20 protein-coding genes and 3 pseudogenes are annotated in these 18314 nt (G+C 59.3%); 15 read left to right on the plus strand and 8 right to left on the minus strand.

Annotation, left to right across the window (positions count from 1 at the left end):
* Positions 1 to 387 precede the first annotated feature (387 nt).
* A pseudogene (locus J5X93_RS06350) lies at positions 388 to 632 on the plus strand (CPCC family cysteine-rich protein).
* Positions 633 to 671: 39 nt separating this feature from the next.
* On the opposite strand, the gene J5X93_RS06355 reads toward J5X93_RS06350, so the two are convergent.
* Entirely contained in the window at positions 672 to 962 is a 291-nt protein-coding gene (locus tag J5X93_RS06355) for a hypothetical protein (protein ID WP_230387447.1), read from the minus strand.
* A 71-nt stretch (positions 963 to 1033) separates the two neighbouring features.
* On the opposite strand from J5X93_RS06355, the gene J5X93_RS06360 reads away from it, so the two are divergent.
* From J5X93_RS06360 to J5X93_RS28500, 9 genes and pseudogenes are all read left to right on the plus strand, one after another.
* Positions 1034 to 2184, plus strand: a protein-coding gene (locus tag J5X93_RS06360; RefSeq protein ID WP_088136181.1) for an IS3 family transposase whose coding sequence is annotated in 2 segments (ribosomal slippage) — positions 1034 to 1277 and positions 1277 to 2184 — 1152 coding nt in all. Because the reading frame shifts where the segments join, the coding sequence is not laid out codon by codon here.
* Between the two features lie 68 nt (positions 2185 to 2252).
* Positions 2253 to 2495 carry a CdiA C-terminal domain-containing protein gene (locus tag J5X93_RS06365; RefSeq protein ID WP_148921476.1) on the plus strand — a complete coding sequence of 81 codons (243 nt, stop codon included), beginning with the start codon at positions 2253 to 2255 and terminating at the stop codon, positions 2493 to 2495.
* Positions 2492 to 2824, plus strand: a complete 333-nt coding sequence (locus tag J5X93_RS06370; protein WP_250034564.1) for a hypothetical protein — start codon at positions 2492 to 2494, stop codon at positions 2822 to 2824. Before J5X93_RS06365 ends, J5X93_RS06370 begins: the two co-directional genes overlap by 4 nt.
* Before the next feature lie 134 nt (positions 2825 to 2958).
* A pseudogene (locus tag J5X93_RS06375) lies at positions 2959 to 3285 on the plus strand (hemagglutinin repeat-containing protein); the annotation flags it as partial.
* A gap of 128 nt (positions 3286 to 3413) precedes the next feature.
* The gene (locus J5X93_RS06380; protein ID WP_250034566.1) at positions 3414 to 3824 is read left to right on the plus strand and encodes a tRNase toxin domain-containing protein; all 411 of its coding nucleotides are present in this window, start codon (positions 3414 to 3416) and stop codon (positions 3822 to 3824) included.
* Positions 3821 to 4057 carry a hypothetical protein gene (locus J5X93_RS06385; protein WP_182941590.1) on the plus strand — a complete coding sequence of 79 codons (237 nt, stop codon included), beginning with the start codon at positions 3821 to 3823 and terminating at the stop codon, positions 4055 to 4057. Before J5X93_RS06380 ends, J5X93_RS06385 begins: the two co-directional genes overlap by 4 nt.
* Before the next feature lie 129 nt (positions 4058 to 4186).
* Positions 4187 to 4375 carry a polymorphic toxin type 50 domain-containing protein gene (locus tag J5X93_RS28375; protein ID WP_349815816.1) on the plus strand — a complete coding sequence of 63 codons (189 nt, stop codon included), beginning with the start codon at positions 4187 to 4189 and terminating at the stop codon, positions 4373 to 4375.
* The gene (locus tag J5X93_RS28380; protein ID WP_182943367.1) at positions 4366 to 4503 is read left to right on the plus strand and encodes a polymorphic toxin type 50 domain-containing protein; all 138 of its coding nucleotides are present in this window, start codon (positions 4366 to 4368) and stop codon (positions 4501 to 4503) included. Before J5X93_RS28375 ends, J5X93_RS28380 begins: the two co-directional genes overlap by 10 nt.
* A gap of 31 nt (positions 4504 to 4534) precedes the next feature.
* Complete coding sequence (locus J5X93_RS28500; RefSeq protein ID WP_494338087.1) at positions 4535 to 4801, plus strand: MafI2 family immunity protein; 267 nt, start codon at positions 4535 to 4537, stop codon at positions 4799 to 4801.
* Positions 4802 to 4961: 160 nt separating this feature from the next.
* Here the strand turns inward: J5X93_RS28500 and J5X93_RS06390 are convergent.
* Positions 4962 to 5120, minus strand: a pseudogene (locus tag J5X93_RS06390) (IS5/IS1182 family transposase); the annotation flags it as partial.
* A 477-nt stretch (positions 5121 to 5597) separates the two neighbouring features.
* Here J5X93_RS06390 and J5X93_RS06395 point away from each other — a divergent pair.
* Together J5X93_RS06395 and abaF are read left to right on the plus strand one after the other, a co-directional pair.
* Complete coding sequence (locus tag J5X93_RS06395) at positions 5598 to 6257, plus strand: GntR family transcriptional regulator (RefSeq protein ID WP_070094388.1); 660 nt, start codon at positions 5598 to 5600, stop codon at positions 6255 to 6257.
* 285 nt (positions 6258 to 6542) lie between these two features.
* The gene (abaF, locus tag J5X93_RS06400) at positions 6543 to 7904 is read left to right on the plus strand and encodes a fosfomycin efflux MFS transporter AbaF (protein ID WP_043214705.1); all 1362 of its coding nucleotides are present in this window, start codon (positions 6543 to 6545) and stop codon (positions 7902 to 7904) included.
* Positions 7905 to 7935: 31 nt separating this feature from the next.
* On the opposite strand, the gene J5X93_RS06405 is transcribed toward abaF, so the two are convergent.
* From J5X93_RS06405 to J5X93_RS06430, 6 genes are all read right to left on the minus strand, one after another.
* A complete protein-coding gene (locus J5X93_RS06405) occupies positions 7936 to 9219 on the minus strand; it encodes an NAD(P)/FAD-dependent oxidoreductase (RefSeq protein ID WP_182941587.1) in 1284 nt (427 codons plus the stop codon).
* A gap of 82 nt (positions 9220 to 9301) precedes the next feature.
* Positions 9302 to 9961, minus strand: coding sequence for a GntR family transcriptional regulator (locus J5X93_RS06410; RefSeq protein WP_043214709.1), 660 nt, complete (start codon positions 9959 to 9961; stop codon positions 9302 to 9304).
* Positions 9962 to 10056: 95 nt separating this feature from the next.
* Entirely contained in the window at positions 10057 to 11634 is a 1578-nt protein-coding gene (locus J5X93_RS06415; RefSeq protein ID WP_043214711.1) for an aldehyde dehydrogenase (NADP(+)), read from the minus strand.
* 106 nt (positions 11635 to 11740) lie between these two features.
* Positions 11741 to 12688: a dihydrodipicolinate synthase family protein gene (locus J5X93_RS06420; protein ID WP_043214714.1), complete on the minus strand. Its 948-nt coding sequence runs from the start codon at positions 12686 to 12688 to the stop codon at positions 11741 to 11743.
* Between the two features lie 72 nt (positions 12689 to 12760).
* Positions 12761 to 13693: a 4-hydroxyproline epimerase gene (locus J5X93_RS06425; protein ID WP_182941585.1), complete on the minus strand. Its 933-nt coding sequence runs from the start codon at positions 13691 to 13693 to the stop codon at positions 12761 to 12763.
* Positions 13694 to 13920: 227 nt separating this feature from the next.
* Complete coding sequence (locus tag J5X93_RS06430; RefSeq protein WP_414628463.1) at positions 13921 to 14634, minus strand: helix-turn-helix domain-containing protein; 714 nt, start codon at positions 14632 to 14634, stop codon at positions 13921 to 13923.
* A gap of 477 nt (positions 14635 to 15111) precedes the next feature.
* Here J5X93_RS06430 and J5X93_RS06435 point away from each other — a divergent pair, with 477 nt between their 5' ends.
* From J5X93_RS06435 to J5X93_RS06445, 3 genes are all read left to right on the plus strand, one after another.
* The gene (locus J5X93_RS06435; RefSeq protein ID WP_043214720.1) at positions 15112 to 16737 is read left to right on the plus strand and encodes an APC family permease; all 1626 of its coding nucleotides are present in this window, start codon (positions 15112 to 15114) and stop codon (positions 16735 to 16737) included.
* Between the two features lie 91 nt (positions 16738 to 16828).
* Positions 16829 to 17839: an Ldh family oxidoreductase gene (locus J5X93_RS06440; protein WP_182941581.1), complete on the plus strand. Its 1011-nt coding sequence runs from the start codon at positions 16829 to 16831 to the stop codon at positions 17837 to 17839.
* A 276-nt stretch (positions 17840 to 18115) separates the two neighbouring features.
* Positions 18116 to 18307 carry a YhfL family protein gene (locus tag J5X93_RS06445; protein ID WP_043214725.1) on the plus strand — a complete coding sequence of 64 codons (192 nt, stop codon included), beginning with the start codon at positions 18116 to 18118 and terminating at the stop codon, positions 18305 to 18307.
* Positions 18308 to 18314 lie beyond the last annotated feature (7 nt).

An 18314-nucleotide genomic window follows, 5' to 3' on the forward strand; every position in this document is an offset into this window, starting at 1 on the left:
GATTGGTCAACCCAATTCAATTGGGGCAGCCTCAAAGGCTTCCTCAACAGCGACTACATGCTCGGCCTGCTCGGCGGACGTCATGCAGCGCCGCCTAGGCGATGGTACTGGCCATCCATATAGTTGTTGACGGTACTACCCACATCGCGAATGACTGGCAAGATCGCCACACCGTTTGAATACGGTGGGCGACATCAGTCGATTCGCGGTCAATCAGGCGCTGCAAAACATCACCAGCACGGCAAAGACCAATGCACGAGGGGACACACTTAGATATGACCCAGGTACAAGTACATTTGGTGTGTTACAGCAAGATGGTGCACCTAGAACGATGTTTCCTCCTACTGATGGAATTAACTACTGAAATCGGCAATAGGAGATTAAGCAGTGAGACACCCTTGCCCTTGTTGTGAATTTTTGACGTTTGATGAGAGTCCTCCAGGAACTTTTGAGATTTGCCCTGTTTGTGGGTGGGAAGATGACGATGCACAATTCCGTGATCCGACTTACGATGGGGGGCGAATTCCGTCAGCCTTGAGCAGGCCAGAATTAATTTCGTTACGATCGGCGCTGTCGACAAAAAATTCCTGAACTCTGTCCGTGAGCCATTTGTGGAAGAAATTCCGGACTAACTCGGTGCAAAAGCGACAGGATATGACTCATAAATAGCTTCATAGTCGCTCTCGTTGTAGGAACAGGAGATATCCTGTGGGCATCGGGAAACCATAGGCCCAGCCTTGGGCATTGTGGTTGCCGATCTTGATCTCGGCGCGGCACACGGGCTGTACGCTGACCAGCGTCCAGCCATCTGCGCCCAACGGAGCCAGCACGTCCTGGATCAGGTTGCCCTCGAGTAGAGCGGCTAAGTCTGGTTCCAGAATCGGGTCATTCGACGTGAAGAAGCTGGCACCTTTCCGGTTGCTCTTGAAGGGGATGGCCACATGCATCAATGCGATGTTCATAACGCTTATGAATCGCCGCTGGTTTCGTAGACACCTCCAAGCCTCATAATGAGGCCCAAATAGGAGGTGTCATGAGTCGTCAGCGTTACCCTGAAGAATTCAAGATCGAAGCGGTCAAACAAGTGACCGAGAAAGGCAAGCCTGTCGCCGATGTTGCCCAGCGTTTGGGCATGTCCGTTCACAGTCTCTACGCCTGGATCAAGCTCTACAGCAAACCCCAAGATCAGCGTCAGCAAGACGATGACCAGCAAGCCGAACTGCGCAAGCTGCGTGCTGAACTCAAGCGCGTGACGGAAGAGCGAGACATCTTAAAGAAGGCCGCCGCGTACTTTGCCAAGGAGTGCGGCTGAAGTACGCCTTCATCAAGAAGCACTCGACGGATTACCCCGTGCGGCGCCTTTGCCAAACCCTCAAGGTGCACCCCAGCGGCTACTACGCTTGGTTGGCCGAGCCTCAATCTGCCCGAGCAAAAGAAGATCAACGCCTGCTTGGCTTGATCAAGCATGCCTGGTTAGAAAGCGGAGGAGTGTATGGCTATCGCAAGATTCACGATGACCTGCGAGAGCTGGGAGAGATCTGTGGGCGAAATCGAGTCGGACGTTTGATGCAGGCAGAGGGGCTGCGTTCACAAACGGGTTATCGACGGCGCCCAGGGTTTTATGGCGGAAAGCCAACCGTCGCCTCGCCTAACCACCTTGCGCGGCAGTTCAAGGTCAGTGAGCCGAACAAGGTCTGGGTGACAGACATCACTTACATCCGCACCTATGAAGGATGGCTATACCTGGCAGTAGTGCTGGATCTGTTTTCTCGCCAAGTGATTGGCTGGTCAATGAAGCCCAGGATGGGCAGCGACCTGGCGATCGACGCGATGTTGATGGCCGTGTGGCGCCGCAAGCCACAGCAGCAAGTGATGATTCATTCAGATCAGGGCAGTCAATTCAGTAGCTCAGATTGGCAAAGCTTCTTGAAGGCAAACAACGTGATTAGCAGCATGAGTCGGCGAGGAAACTGCCATGACAACGCCGTAGCCGAGAGCTTTTTCCAGCTTTTGAAGCGGGAGCGAATCCGACGAAAGATCTACGCAACGCGTGACGAAGCCCGAAGTGATATTTTCGATTACATCGAGATGTTCTATAACCCAAAACGTCGACACAGCAGTGCTATGCAGCTGTCGCCAGTAGAGTATGAGAAACGCTATTTTCTGAGCTTGGAGAGTGTCTAGGAAAGCAGGGGCGATTCAATGACGTTGAGCAACTGGCTAATACTGGTAAAAAAGGAGCCAACCCGGATTTGCGTATCAATGGAGAGTTGGCTGATGTTGCATCTCCGAGAACTGGCAGTGTAGGTTCTGTGCTGATGACAATAGGTGATAAGGTCAAAAAGCAGGCCAGTAGCATAGTAATTAACTTGGCTGACTCTCCTTTGACTATCAATCAAGTGGGAGATGCCTTGAGCCTTAAGCCGGTTGAAGGTTTGAAAAAATTATACCTCATGAAGGGTGGGGAGTTCAAAGTGATTGAGGTTGTGAAATGACAGTAACTATGAGTCTTGAGATAGAGTCTGGTATTGCTTTGGGTGAAATTTCCCAGGTGCTATCTGAGTTTGGGGCTGATGTTTGTTCTGAGAGTGACGGTGTGTCAGGGAATTTTGAAATTTCTAATACATATTTTGTATTTTGTGAATGTGATGGTTTAAGTGAGGTGGTAACTGAAGGGGCGAATTTAAGTTGGAATGTGGGGGTGAGAGGTGCATTTCATTGTCCAATCGACTCTTTGGCAGCGAGCGCTAATGAAATTAAGCATTTTTTGAGTTTTTTATCTGAGAAAAAAAACGTGCAAATTTATTCTTTCTTTTCAGTATGAAAGCGTATATGCAATTCGGGACGAGAATGGGCTTCGTTTCTTAAAGGAAATGGTGGGCTAATGGTGCACAGGGGGTAGTGAGTATCAGGCGACGTTATGAGGAGGTGCTGCAGCGAAGTGCAGATTGAGTTTGAGGCAGCGAAATCAGCGCGGGCGTCGACATCACCTTGCGCAGCGGCGGCGACCAGAAGTACCAGGGCGCCAAACTCGACAGCGGTAACGACATCGCCATCGTCAGCGGAGGCAGCGTCACCTTCGAAGCAGTGAAAGACCTGCACCAAGAGAGCCATGAGAAGAGCAAAGGCAACCTGGCCTGGCAGTCATCCAAAGGCAAGGGCCAAACCGATGAGACGCTGCGCCAGACCCAGCTGATTGCCCAAGGCAACGTCGCGATCAAGGCCGTGGAAGGGCTGAAGATCGACATCAAGCACATCGACCAGCAGAGCGTGAGCCAGGCCATCGCTTACGGCATGAGGATGTCAGGGCTGCTGTTGGAGTACTCCTGGCTTCCCAGTCGAATGATGAGGCGATCACTGCCATTCAGCAGGAGTTGATCCGGCTGAAGTATGGAGATCGTACGGCTTTCGCTTTGCAAGTCTTGCAAATGGCGGCAGCTGGTAATCTCGCGAAAAATGCTAAAGTAGGTGCAAAAGCAACCTCCAGCGCATTGCGAAGCTTTGGTGGGCGCACGGTTGATGACCTCGTCTCAGCGGCGGCAAATCCTATTAATAAGGAAGGTCTGACAGAGGCCGCTAGAGCCCTGACAAAACATGCATCTGGGCAGCGCTCAACTGGAACATTCCCTAAGCTTCCAGGTGGGATTGAAAAGAAAAATGCTACCGCTCAAGGAATTGTTAATGAAATTCTCAAACATCCTGACGCAACCTTTAAAAATTTGAGTCGGGGTGGGCTAGAGGTGAGAACGCCAGATGGTAGAGGGCTACGGTTCAATAGTGATGGCTCATTCTCGGGTTTCTTAGATCCAAAGGTGCAGCTATGAAACTTGACAGCAACCCTGACTTTGAGATTTTTGGGTTTAGCGATAGCCGCTATGAGAAGTTGACTATTGAAATTCAGTATAAGGGAGAGTCGGTAGCTCAAATTAATCAGGATCAAGGAGTGGATAAGTTAGAACTTGAGGTGTTTGCTGACTTGAAAGGCTCAGTTCTAAAAATCCCGCTGGCTGGTTTCTTAGAATCAATAATTTTGGCGAAGAGGTCGATTGAGGGGTAGTGGCAATATGATGAAAATGAGACACCCACTAGCCGGCCACGCGTCAAGACTCAAAGCTACCCGCTCTGCTTTTTAACGGCAGAGTTTCTCCTGTGCCGAGTCTGATGGGTGTAGTGGTTTACTAGGCTTTTGGGTGCAAAAGCAACTGCTACAGTCCCAGAAATAAAATGGAGCGCTCAAGAAAAACATTTTCTTGGGCATAATTCATATACGTCCGGACGAAGCACATTAACTTCTGACCCAAGAATGCTGGCGGAAAAGGCAGGCACTGGACAGCAGGTCGGGAATCTTCCAGTAGGAGCGCCAGGATCAAAATAAAGAGTGAGCTTTGGCAGACTATTGGCAATTATGTTGATCCTGTGGCAGGAAAGGCTATGCCAGCTTCCAATGGAATTATTCACTATTCTAAAGATGGGATTAACGGTTACGGTGAGGCCGTGATATGAATATCGATGCTGTGTTTTTGCCAGGCTCTCTCTGCAAAGAGCGCTTTTGGGTTGTGTTTCAGCTAATATGCGGGCAGTTGTATTCACTCTGAAAGGGCATTGTCTGAATGTAAGATTTTATATTGGTGGGGAGATTTCAGGGGGTGACTCTGAACTGTCCTCTTTTATTGAAGCAGAGGTTGTTGCGGATTATTGTTCTGAGTGTGAGGTTACGGCGGAGTGCCTAAGAGTAGATTATCCAGCACCGATTGAGGACTCTGGGGTTTGGGTTTTTCAGAGGCAAGAACCTCCTGTTTAAATAAGGTGGACTTAAGGATGGTCTGAAGTAGCCCGAAATTTCCCGGTCACTTCGCCATCAGTGATTTCAAAAACGACGGCTGGTCAAAACATGATCAAATCCGTCGTTTGTTTCATGATTTTTGGTTGCCGCGAGTGCCTCGCAGCAACCATTCCGCGCATTACAGGCGCACCTCTCCTGCATTCGCCAGTAAATGTCGGGGAGCCATCCACAGGTTCGAAAGGGCAAATAACGTGACCATCTGCGCCGTATTCTTGGCCAGGCCGCGGAAGCGCACTTTCACGTAGCCGAACTGGCGCTTGATCACCCGGAACGGGTGGGGTCGTGATTGTTGACCCACGCAGATTACTAGCGCTTGCGGTAATCGCTGTTTTCGTAAGAGCTCCATGAATCCCCATTCAAAGCGCTTATCTGATAATGGTGCTGGCTCCCGATTTTTTCCGGAGCCTATTGGCTGACGCATTGCTCATTTTCCAAGTGCGCCAGAAGCTAAGAGAATCAGCCTAGTCGCATTAATTTCCGAAAAATCGCATTTATTTCGAAAACCGACACCTGATCGGCGACGTCCATCAACGAACGCACCGTCACCTCGGTCGATACCCGCAGCGTCAACGACCGCATCCACAAGGAAATCGCCAACAACGCCGTACGCATCGAATCGCGGTGAGCTGGGCATCAGCGCCGGTCGCGATGTGCTGATCAGCGCCGCCGCGAAGGCACTGGGTTGGCGCCGGTCGTGCCGCGTATCGTATAAGATATCCACACTGTATTGCCTCTGGATGCCGCCGTGCCGATCCTGCCCCGCAAAGCCCCCAATCTGGGTGTCACACCCTCGACCTCTGAAATCATCGCCGAGCACCTGCGTGAAGCGATCATTTCCGGGCATCTGGCCGAAGGCGAGCCGGTGCGTCAGGACGACATCGCCCAGGCGTTCAACGTGAGCAAGATCCCGGTGCGCGAAGCGCTCAAGCGCCTGGAGGCGGAAGGGCTGGTGGATTTTCACCGCAACCGTGGCGCCTTGGTGACCAAGATTTCCGAGCCTGAGCTGGCGCAGATGTTCGAGGTGCGTGTGCTGCTGGAGGTCAAGGCCATCCGCCTGGCGGTGCCGAACATGACCGAAGAGACGTTCCAGAAAGCGGAAGGGATTTGCGCCGAGTTCATTGGCGAGGATGACATTGGCCGCTGGGCCGAACTGAACTGGGCGCTGCATGCATGTCTTTATGAGCCCGCGCAAAGGCCATTTTTGGTGGGCTTGATCCGCTCGATTCACGACAAGGTCGAGCGCTACCTGCGCATGCAGATGAGCCTGTCAGCCGGCAAGGAGCGCGCCGATCACGAACACCGGGACATCGTCGCCGCGTGCCGAAACCGCGATGCCGACCTGGCCGCACAGCTGATCGAAGCGCACATCAACGGCGTCTGCCAGAGCCTTTACGAGCACTTGCCCCATCGCTGAGCGACCGGCGCTGAGGCTGATCCCTTCTGTGGCATCGCCTGCCATATTGCTTCCTCCCGTAACAGTCCCTCGGGGCCGCCCGGCCCTGTGCGGCATGTCCCGTTTTACCCGATAGCCCTGTAGCAGCGCGCCCTGCGCCGCTTTGCCCGAAGCCGGGCGAAGTGCTGGCCCCATTCTTGCTCGGATAAAATCGTATACGAAATACGATATAACAAAAGTGGGCGATCCATCCCCGGACATTGGGGCCGGACGCCGAGGACGAACGATCAACGGAGCGGAACATCGATGACCTCTACGACCTCTGTGGCATCCAAAACGCTTGACCGTAAGGCGGACCATGCGCCCGCCGGTATCAAACGCGTGGTGGCTGCCGCCATGGCCGGCGCTGTGGCGGAGTGGTACGAATTCTTCCTTTATGGCACGGCCTCGGCCCTGGTCTTTGGCCAGTTGTTCTTCCGTCAGACCGGCAGCGCGATGGATGGCATCATCGCGGCCTTCGCACTGTATGCCGTGGGCTTTCTGGCGCGGCCTTTGGGGGGATTGGTGTTCGGCCACTATGGCGACAAGCTGGGGCGCAAGCACCTGCTGCAGATCAGCTTGGTGGTGGTGGGCATCACGACCTTCCTGATGGGCTGCCTGCCCACCTTCGAAAAGATCGGCTATGCCGCCCCGGTGCTGTTGGTGTTGCTGCGACTGATCCAGGGCTTTGCCTTCGGGGGCGAGTGGGGAGGCGCGGTGCTGTTGGTGTCCGAGCACAGCCCGGACAACCGTCGGGGGTATTGGGCCAGTTGGCCCCAGGCGGGTGTTCCGGCCGGTAACCTGATTGCCACGGTCATCCTGCTGATCCTGTCCTCGAGCCTCTCGGAGGCGCAGTTCCTCGATTGGGGCTGGCGAGTGGCGTTCTGGTTCTCCGCGGTCGTGGTTCTGATCGGCTATTGGATCCGCAAGCGGGTGGATGATGCGCCGATCTTCAAGGAGGCGCAGGCGCGCCAACAGAAAGTGGCGCAGACGCAACTGGGCGTGGTGGAGGTGTTGACCAAGCACTGGCGTGCGGTGCTGATCGGCATCGGCGCGCGGTTTGCCGAGAACATTCTTTATTACACCGTGGTGACCTTCTCCATTACCTACCTCAAGCTCGTGGTGCACAAGGACACCTCGCAGATTTTGCTGCTGATGTTCGGCGCGCACCTACTGCACTTCTTCATGATTCCGGCCATGGGGTACCTGTCGGACATCATCGGCCGCAAGCCGGTGTACCTGGTCGGGGCGGTGCTGACCGGGTTCTGGGGCTTCGTTGGCTTTCCGATGATGGACACCGGCAATGAGTGGCTGATCATGGCCGCGATCACCTTGGGCCTGGCCATCGAGTCCATGACCTACGCGCCTTACTCAGCGCTGATGGCGGAGTTGTTCCCGACCCACGTCCGCTACACGGCGCTGTCGCTGTGCTACCAGGTCGCACCGATCCTGGCGGGTTCGCTGGCGCCGCTGATCGCGGTGACTTTGCTCAAGGAGTACAACAGCTCGACGCCGATTGCCTGGTACTTGGTGGGGGCTGCGCTGATCTCGATCGTCGCGGTGGCCGCGACCCGCGAGACCCGGGGCAAGTCATTGCGGGCGGTGGACGAGGAGTTGGCCAAGCGCTGAGACGCTGGGGGCTGAAAAGCAGCCCCCGACTTCAGAACCGATCCAAACGGTAAGGCGCAAGCGCAGGCAACTGCCCAGCACCAGCGGGCACCGATCCGGTCATGGAGGCAACCAGTTCGGCAGTCGTCGCTGCCTGGGTAAGCCCCAGGTGCTGGTGACCGAAGGCGAGCAAAACCTTGCCGTCGCAGGCCTGGTCGATCACCGGCAGCGAGTCCGGCAGGGACGGACGAAAGCCCATCCAGGTGCTCGCCGCTTCTACATTCAGCGCGTTCTTGAACAGCCCCTCGGTCAGCCGATGCAGTTGCCAGGCCCGCCGCATGTTCGGCGCTCGCTCCAGCCCTGCGAACTCCACGGTGCCGGCCAGGCGCAAGCCGCCTTGCATGGGCGTCATGATGAAGCGGCGCTCCAGGGAAGTGACAGCCATGGGCAGGCGGCCGTGCTCGTTGGGCAGCATCAGGTGATAGCCGCGTTCGGTGTCCAGCGGCACGCTCTTGCCGGTCAGTTGCTGGGTAAGTTTGGCGGAGTGGGCACCGCAGGCAATCAATGCTTTTCGGGCATTGACCTCGCCCTTGTCGGTGCGCAGCACAACGCCATCGGCATGCACCCGGCCACCTTCGACGCGCTGGCGGGCGAAGCGAACACCCTTGTCCTGGGCCGCTTGCACCAGCGCCCTGACCACCTGGTGAGGGTCGATGAAATGACCGGTCGCGGGGAAAAACAGTGCGCCCTGGATCGATTCGGACAACTGCGGCGCCACATTTCGCACGGCGTTGGCGTCCCAGAAATCGACGGGCACGCCCTGAGCCTGCATCTTCTGCTTGAGCGCGTCGATCGCGGTGCGCGATTCAGGGCGTTCGAAGACCAGCAGGGAGCCGTCTTCCTTGAGCAACTGCGTGTTGCCGGTGGAGCCCAGCAGGCGGCGCCAGGCATCCAGGCTCGCCTCGTTGAGGGCGCGCAGGGCGGCGACGCTGTTGCGGTAGGGGCGTTGACGCAGGTTCAGCAGCAAACGTGTGAACCAGGGCAGGGCTTTGGGCAGGTAACGCCAGTCCAGGCGCAGCGGGCCCATCGGGTCCAGCAGCATCGCCGGCAAGCGCTTGAGAATGGACACGTCAGCGATGGGGAAGACCTGTTCGGTGGCCAGATGACCGGCATTGCCAAAGGATGCCCCCTGGCCCGGCTCATCCCGGTCGAGCACCAGCACCCGATGGCCCTGGCGCGACAAGGCCAGGGCGCAGGCCACGCCTACGATGCCGGCGCCGACCACGGCGATGTCATAGACCTCGTGACCGTTGCGGTGAAGTTCGTTTGAAAGCATCTGCTCACACCTCGGTGATCGTAGATTTTATACAATTGTCGTGTTCAAACCGCGCCCTGGCGACGAAGCTCAGGGCAGGGGGTCAGTGGTTCAGGCTGTTTTCCAGGACCGCGACGATGCCCTCGCAGGCTTCGCGGATGTGGCGGTCCAATAGGCGGCAGGCCGCCTCGATGTCTTTGTTGCGGGCATGTTCCAGCAGTTCTCGGTGCTCTTTTTCGGCTTTCTGGATTTCCCGCGTGTAGAGCAGCTGCATGCGGATGTAGCGATCGCACTTGGTATTGAGGTGCGTGATCATCGCCAGGGTTTCCGGCAACTGGGCCGGCGAGTACAAGGCAGTGTGGAAGGCGAAGTTCAGCTCGCTCCAGTTGTCGATGTCGCTGCCTGAATCCAGTGCGGCGTCGTATTGGTCCAGCAGGCGCTCGGCCCGGTCGAGTTCGCTTGGGGTCAGTTTCGGGATGGCCTGCGCCAGGGCCCGGCATTCGAGCAATACGCGCAGGTCGAAGAGTTCGCGGATGGTGGCGGTGGAGAGTTCGGTGGTGAATGCGCCCCGATGCGGATGGAACTGCACCAGCCCTTCGGCCTCGAGGGTCAGCAGCGCCTCGCGCACGGGGATCCGGCTGACGTCGTAGTCCCGCGCGAGCGCGTCCTGGCGCAATTGGGTGGCGCCTTTGAACTCACCGCTGAGGATGCGTTTGCGAAGATCGTCCGCAACGTGCTGGGCACGTGTCTTGAAGCTAGCCATAGTACTGTTCGAGAACCCGATTGGAATTTGCATATTGTATGCAAAGGGCAAAACCGCATCCACCGACGTCCTGTAGGTGGATGCGCCATTGCCGGTCAGCTAACCCGCTGGCCGTTGACCAAGCGGCTGAGGTTCAGCGGGTTGCCCTGCTTGATCGCCGTTGGCAGAAGGCTGTCGGGGAAGTTCTGGTAGCACACCGGACGCAGGAAACGCAGGATCGCTGCGGTGCCCACCGAGGTGCTGCGGGCATCGGAGGTGGCCGGGAACGGGCCTCCGTGGACCATCGCATCGCACACTTCAACACCCGTCGGCCAGCCATTGATCAGGATGCGTCCGGCCTTGCGTTCCAGGGTTGGCAGTAGTTTGGCAACCGCGTCGGTATCGGCATCGTCCATGTGCACGGTGGCCGTGAGCTGGCCTTCGAGTTGCTCAGCCACTTGCCTGGCCTGGGCCAGGTCGTCGCACTCGACGATCAGCGAAGAGGAGCCGAACACCTCGGCCTGCAGGGTGTGGTCACGCATGAAGTCGTGGGCAGTGGTCACGAACAGGTGCGATTGGCACTGGTTGTGGCCTTCGCTCTCGGCACCTTTGGCTTGCAGGCGTGCATTGGCATTGGCTGCCAGGGCTTGGACGCCTGTGCTGTAGGCCTTGTAGATGCCGGGCGTGAGCATGGTCTGGGTTGGGCTCTTGGCGATGGCAGTGCTGGCGGTGGCGATGAAGTCGTCCAGGGCAGGGCTCTTGACTGCGATCACCAGACCCGGATTGGTGCAGAACTGGCCGGCGCCCTGGTTGAGGGAGGCGACGAAGCCTTCGGCGAGTGCGGCGCCGCGGTTGGCCAGTGCCGACTCGAACAGGAATACCGGGTTGATCGAGCTCATTTCGGCATACACCGGAATGGGCTCGCGGCGTGCCTGGGCGGCCTGGGTCAGGGCTACGCCACCGCTGCGCGAGCCGGTGAAGCCGACGGCCTTGATGCGTGGATCATTGACCAGGCCAATGCCGATTTCGGTACCGGAGCCATACAGCAGCGAGAACACCCCCTCGGGCAGTTCGCAATCCTGAACGGCCTGCTGGATGGCGCGGCCAACCAGTTCGCTGGTTCCCGGGTGGGCGCTGTGGGCCTTGACGATCACCGGGCAGCCGGCGGCGAAGGCCGAGGCGGTATCACCACCGGCCACCGAGAAGGCCAGGGGGAAGTTGCTGGCGCCGAACACCGCCACAGGGCCTAGGGCGACATGACGCTGGCGCAAGTCCGGACGCGGCAGTGGCTGGCGCTCAGGCAGCGCTTCGTCCACACGCACGTCGAGCCATTCGCCGGCACGGACGGTGCGGGCGAAGGTGCGCAGTTGGAAGCAGGTGCGACCGATTTCGCCCTGGATGCGTGCTTGCGGCAGCCCGCTTTCAGCCACGGCGCGCTGGACCAGCGTGTCGCCGAGGGCTTCGATGTTCTGGGCGATGCGTTCGAGGAAGGCGGCACGTGCTTCAAGCGAGGTATCGCGATAACGGTCGAAGGCTTCCCAGGCCAGGCTGCAGGCGAGCTCGACATGCTCACGGCTGCCGCCTGGATAGGCCGGTTCGAGCTGCGCGTTGGTGGCGGGGTTGATGGCGAAGACCGGGGCTTGTGTACCGGCGATGGCGCGTTGGCCGATCAGCAGGTTACCTGAAAGACTCATGGGGCTCTCCTGAGGTCGGGAAAGACGGATTCTCGCGTCGGGCGGGACGGTGAGGGCGGCGCGCCAAAGGGGGCGCGCCGCCTCAGGGAGGTGACGCGGGGCGGGATCAGACCAGGTTGTTTTCAACCGACCAGCTGGCGTACCAGCGGCGGAACTGGGCGTACTGGTTCTCCGCGTAGCGGCGCTGGCTGTCGCTCAGCACATCGGTGGCATTGAAGTGCAGGGTGTATTCCTTGTCGCCGTTCAGGACCATCAGGTGCTTGTAGTACAGCACCAGGTCCACGCCTTCGTCGAAGGACGACAGGATCGCCAGCGCGCCTTCGAGCTCCAGGGCCAGGCGACGTGCCCTGGCATCACCCACGGCCGCTTCCTTGCACAGCTTGATCAAGAGCAGCACTTCACGTGGCAGTGCGTTGCCGATGCCGGTGATTGCGCCGGTGGCGTTGCACTTGACGAAACCGTGGAAGACCTGGGTGTCGACGCCTGCCATCAGCGTGACTTCTTCATCCTTGGAAGTGATGAATTCGGCGGCGTAGCTCATGGCGGCCGCGCCACCGAACTCTTTGAAGCCGATCAGGTTCGGGTGTTCGCGGCGCAGTTCGAAGAACAGGTCGGCGCGGGTGGCGAAGCCGTAGTGGGGGCTGTTGTAGATCACCGCCGGCAGGTTCGGCGCCGCGTTCAGGATGGCCTTGAAGTGTTCCTTCTGGGCCGGGATGGACGAGCCACGGGACAGTACGCGTGGGATGACCATCAGGCCGTGGGCGCCGACCTTGGCGGCGTGAGCGGCATGGGAGACGGCTTCACGGGAGTTGACCGCGCCAGTGCCGACGATAGTCGGGATGCCAGCGGCGACCAGGCGGGCCACGCCTTCCTGGCGCTCGGCTTCGGTCAGCAGCGGCCAGTCACCCATCGAGCCGCAGTACACCACGGCGCTCATGCCGATATCGATCAGCTCGCGGCCCTTTTTCACCAGCGCGTCGAAGTCTGGCTTGCGGTCCGGGGTGCAGGGGGTCATCAGGGCAGGAATGCAGCCAGTGAAGATGTTGTCAGTCATTGTGGGCTCCTTGAAGCATTCATTCAGGTCGGTCGTGAAGGAGGCGCGCATCGCACGCGACGCGCGTGGGGGTTATTGGCAGATGCCCCAGGCGAAGGGGTCCTGCTCGTCGATCAGCAGCTTGCTGTCGGCGGTGACATGGGCGCGGCCGGTGATCGAAGGGCGGATGCGCTCGCCTTCCTGTTCATAACGGCCTTCGAATCGGCTGCCGGTAATGCTGGCCTGGACCCAGGTCTGGCCTGGGGCGAGCTTGCCGTCGGCGGCCAGGCACGCGAGCTTGGCGCTGGTGCCGGTGCCGCACGGGGAACGGTCATAGGCCTTGCCCGGACACATCACGAAGTTGCGGCTGTCGGCCTGCGGGTCGGCGGCAAACAGTTCGACGTGGTCGATCACGCCGCCGTCCTCGCCGAAGATGCCGCTGGCCTCCAGAGCCTGGAGGATCGCCCAGGTGTAGGCGGTCAGCGCTTCGACGTTGGCCAGTTCCAGCACCTGGCCGTGGTCGGACACCAGGAAGAACCAGTTGCCGCCCCAGGCGATGTCGCCACGCACTTCGCCATAGCCAGGCACCTGGACCGGCACATCATGGCGGTAGCGGTAGGCCGGCACGTTGCGCACGGTGACGGCGCCATCGGCGTGCAGAGTGGCGTTGACCGGGCCGACGGGGGTGTCGATCTTGTGCTCGCCTGGTTCGATCATCCCCAGGTGATGCAGCGAGGCGACCAGGCCGATGGTGCCGTGGCCGCACATGCCCAGATAGCCGGTATTGTTGAAGAAGATGACTCCGCAGGTGGCGTCCGGCGAGACGGGCTCGCAGTAAAGGGCGCCGACCAGCACATCATTGCCGCGTGGCTCGAGCAGGGTCGCGCGGCGCCATTGGTCATGGTCGTTACGCAATGCGTCGCGCTTCTGGCTCATGGTCTGGCCGGCGACGGCAGGGAAGCCGCTCATGACCAGGCGGGTAGGTTCGCCGCCGGTGTGGGAGTCGATGACATGGATGCTTTTCATTGAAATTGTAAATCCTCTGAACGCATTCGCCGGGGGGCTGGGATGGGCGGATTGCAGATTTTATACAATGTAGATTTTATACAATCAACCCCCTCATGCGTTCCCTCGGCGGATATCGATACCTGTGCAAGCGTGTTCAGCCGAGAGTGCGGTGGTGAGTTCAGCCCCGTATTTGCGGGGTGAACCCGCGCCCACAGTGACGTGCGGTCAGGTGTTTTGTCCGATGGTCAGCTGCGGGTTGCCTGTCGGTACTGGCGCGGGGTGAAGCCCGTCATGGTCTTGAACTGGCGCGAGAACGCGCTGTGGTCGGTGTAGCCGCAGCGCAGGGCGATCTCGGTGATCGGTAGGTCGGTGCGCAGCAGCAGGTGCGCCTGCTCGAGGCGTGCCTTGTGGATCATCTGCCGGGGCGTGAGGTGGAAGATGCGTTTGCAGTACCGCTCCAGTTGCGCCACCGAGAGGCCGGCGACTTCGGTCAGGTCGTCCAGCGTGATCGGGCGGTGGTAGTACTCGCGGATGTACGTGTCCACCGCCGATAGCCGCTGGTACGCCGGGTGAGCCTGGGCGGCTGACTGCAGGTCGACGGAAATGCCGATCAGCCCCATCACCTCGCCGCGGCGATTGAGAATCGGGCGCTTGTGGGTCAGGCACCAGCCCGGCTCCTGGCTGCCGTACAGGTGCACCTCCAGTTGATCCTGCAGTACCAGGCCGCCTTCCAGGACGCGACGGTCCTGCTCGGTATAGCCCGGCCCGAGCTGTGCGGGAAAGACTTGCGCGCTGGTGCGTCCGAGCAGGGGGGCGAGGGACTTGAGGCCACAACGCTCGACCAGCGTGCGGTTTGCCATCAGGTAACGGGCCTGGGCGTCCTTGACGAAGATCACCGCATTGGGAATGGCGTCGAGCATGGGCTGCATCAGCGAGATGCAGGCCATCAGCTCCTTCATGTCTTTCGGCCGGTGGGCGGTGAGGCCTTCGCTGAAGGTGGAGAAATGCTGCTCGGGCATGGTGCGTGTCCTGAGAGAGCGAAGGCAGCCTGGGGTGCTTTCGACAGGGGCTGTGTTTGCCGTTCAGGATGCCTCGGCGGCTGGCCCTCGCGTCAAGTCGTGGCTGCAAATTGTGCTGAATTCGTCATCAGGGCTGATGAAAACCATCAAGCAATCGTGGCCGCGATCAGTTCAACCTAAAAAAGACAGAGCGTGCCAGGCACCTCGTCGGACCCTTCGATCCACAGGCGGCCATAGACCACCCGCCTCTCTGGGACGGGGGTTTGTTCACCCATCGCTTAAAAACAGAGCGCCACGCACCGGACACCCGGTGAGCGCGCATTCTCGAATCGAGAGGCTGCAACTTCACCGCCCAAGCACACTGATCTGCAACACAGTTTCTGCCTATTTCAATAATCCACAAAAAAGGGCTTAGCTATGTCAGGCCAAGGTAAATTCAAGAAACAACTGTCGCTGATGGACTTAACGTTCATCGGTCTGGGGGCCATTTTCGGCTCCGGTTGGCTGTTCGCCGCCAGCCATGTGTCGGCCATCGCAGGCCCGGCAGGCATCATCTCCTGGTTGATCGGCGGCTTCGCCGTGCTGCTGCTGGGCATCGTCTACTGCGAACTGGGCGCCGCCTTGCCGCGCGCCGGTGGCGTGGTGCGCTATCCGGTGTTTTCCCACGGGCCCTTGCTGGGCTATCTGATGGGTTTCATCACCATCATCGCGTTCTCGAGCCTGGTGGCGATCGAAGTCGTCGCCTCGCGTCAGTACGCCGCGGCCTGGTTTCCACAACTGACCCATCCGGGTACCAATGACGCGACCCTGGCCGGCTGGCTGGTGCAATTCGCCCTTTTGTGCCTGTTCTTCGTGGTCAACTACCGCAGCGTCAAGACCTTCGCCAAGGCCAACAACCTGATCAGCACGTTCAAGTTCATCGTGCCGCTGCTGGTCATCGTCGTGCTCTACAGCTTCTTCCGCCCGGAAAACCTCGAGGTTCAGGGCTTCGCGCCGTTCGGCATGTCCGGCATCGAAATGGCGGTCTCCGGCGGTGGCATCATCTTCGCGTACCTGGGGCTGACGCCAATCATCTCGGTGGCCAGCGAAGTGCGTAATCCGCAACGAACCATTCCTATCGCGCTGATCCTCTCGGTGCTGTTGTCCACCGCCATCTATGTGCTGCTGCAAGTGGCGTTCCTGGGCAGTGTGCCGACCGAGATGCTGGCTAATGGCTGGGGCCTGATCAACAAGGAATTCTCGCTGCCTTACCGCGACATCGCCGTCGCCTTGGGCGTGGGTTGGCTGGCTTACCTGGTGGTCGCCGACGCGGTGATCTCGCCGAGCGGCTGCGGCAACATCTACATGAACGCCACGCCACGGGTCATCTACGGCTGGGCGCGGACCGGCACCTTCTTCAAGGTGTTCACCCGCATCGACGAGAAATCCGGCATCCCGCGCCCGGCGTTGTGGCTGACCTTCGGCCTGTCGATCTTCTGGACCCTGCCGTTCCCTTCCTGGGAGGCGCTGATCAACGTGGTATCGGCAGCCCTGGTGCTGAGCTACGCGGTCGCTCCGGTCTCGGTCGCCGCCTTGCGCCGCAGCGCACCCGACCTGGAGCGCCCATTCCGCGTCAAGGCCATGAGCGTGCTGGGGCCGGTGTCGTTCATCATCGCTTCGTTGATCGTCTACTGGTCGGGCTGGAGCACGGTGTCCTGGCTGCTGAGCCTGCAGATCCTGATGTTCGTCGTCTATCTGTTGGCCGGCCGTTTCGTGCCCACCGAACACCTGTCGCTCAAGCAGCAAGTGCATTCGTCGCTGTGGCTGGTGGGCTTCTACGCGATGATCATCGTGTTCTCCAAACTCGGCAGTTTCGGTGGCATCGGCGTGCTCGCCCATCCGCTGGACAATGTCGTCGTTGGCCTGTGCTCCCTGGGCATCTACTACTGGGGCGCACGCACCGGCGTGCCGGCACACCTGTTGCGTCTGGATGCCGATGAAGAGGAAGAACAACCGAACGTCCAGCCAAGCGCCAAAGGATTCACCACCGCCCACGCACGCTGAGTCGCAGGTCGACTCCGCCACGCCTGGCATTTTCACGCACGCACCGCGGCAGCCTAGGGCTGCCGCGGTCGCATTCAGGGAGTAATCGCAAATGAATGACAGGGTCCACATGACGCTCGAAGAGGTCCATGCACTGGCCGTCAGCGCGCTGTTGGCCAACGGCATGTCCACTGCCCACGCCCAGGCCATCGCCGAAGTGATCACCCAAGGTCAACGCGACGAGTGCCATTCCCATGGCCTGTACCGGGTGCTGGTGTGCGTGCGTTCGCTGCGATCTGGCAAGGTCGATCCGGCGGTGCTGCCGACGCTGCATGACGTCGGGCCTTCGATCGTCAAGGTCGATGCCCACCAGGGCTACTCGTTGCTGGCCTTCCAGACCGGCCTTCCCGTGCTGGTGGAAAAGGCCCGTCGGCAGGGCATTGCTGCCCTGGTGATTCGCAACTGCTTCCACTTTTCTGCATTGTGGCCGGAGGTGGAGGCCATCGCCGCCCATGGCCTGGTCGGCATGGCGATGACCCCGAGCCACAGCTGGGTAGCGCCGGCAGGAGGCAAGCGGGGCGTGTTCGGCACCAACCCGTTGGCGTTCGCCTGGCCGCGCCCGGCTGGCGAGCCGTTCGTCTTCGACTTCGCCACCAGTGCCATCGCCCGGGGGGATATCGAGCTGCATGCGCGGGAGGGCAAGCCGATCCCCGATGGCTGGGCGCTGGACAGCGAGGGCCAGCCGACCAACGACGCCAGCGCTGCGCTGGCCGGCGCGATGCAGACCTTCGGTGGACACAAGGGATCGGCCCTGGCAGCCATGATCGAGCTGCTGGCAGGCGCACTGATTGGCGACATGACCAGCCTTGAGTCCATGGCCTTCGATGGCGGCGCCGGTGCCACGCCCTGCCATGGCGAACTGTTGCTGGCGTTTGACCCCAAGGCGTTTCTCGGCGACGACCTCGAAGCCGGGTTGCAGCGGGCAGAGCATCTGTTCGTCGCCATCACCGGCCAGGGGGCACGCTTGCCTTCCCAGCGGCGCTTCAATGCTCGCAAGCGCTCGTTGGCCCAAGGCGTCTGGGTGAATCGTCAGGTCGTCGAGGACATTCGACGCCTGCTGTGAAGTGGACTTCAAGCGCTACCTGAATACAACTAGGCGCTGGTTGCAACGTGCAAGTAACGTTCGAACATTTGTTTTAATCGGATGTTGCTTGCGTTGCTGTTTGCATGGCTCGCTAGTTAAAAACAATCCAATTGGATAACGGTGCGTTATGTGCGCTCAGGAAGTTGCCGACTCTTGTTATGGCACCATGAAAACGACGTTTATTTTTTTTGACAAAGTGGTTAATATCGCGCCGCCATCAGTGCGATGGTGAATTATAAATTAAAGGATTTAGTAATGAAAAAGCTGATCAAAGCCACTGCCGCTGTTGCTGTCATTTCGGGCGTGGCCCTGCTCTCCGGCTGCACCGGCCAAGTCTACAACCAGCCAAAGAACTGCTCGTACGACTACCTGTTCCACCCATCGGTTTCCATTTCCAAAGTTATCGGTGGTTGCGGCCCGATCGACAAGCTGCCACAACAGCAGTAATTTTGGA

Source organism: Pseudomonas sp. BYT-1, from assembly GCF_023611805.1.
Taxonomy (GTDB): domain Bacteria; phylum Pseudomonadota; class Gammaproteobacteria; order Pseudomonadales; family Pseudomonadaceae; genus Aquipseudomonas; species Aquipseudomonas guariconensis.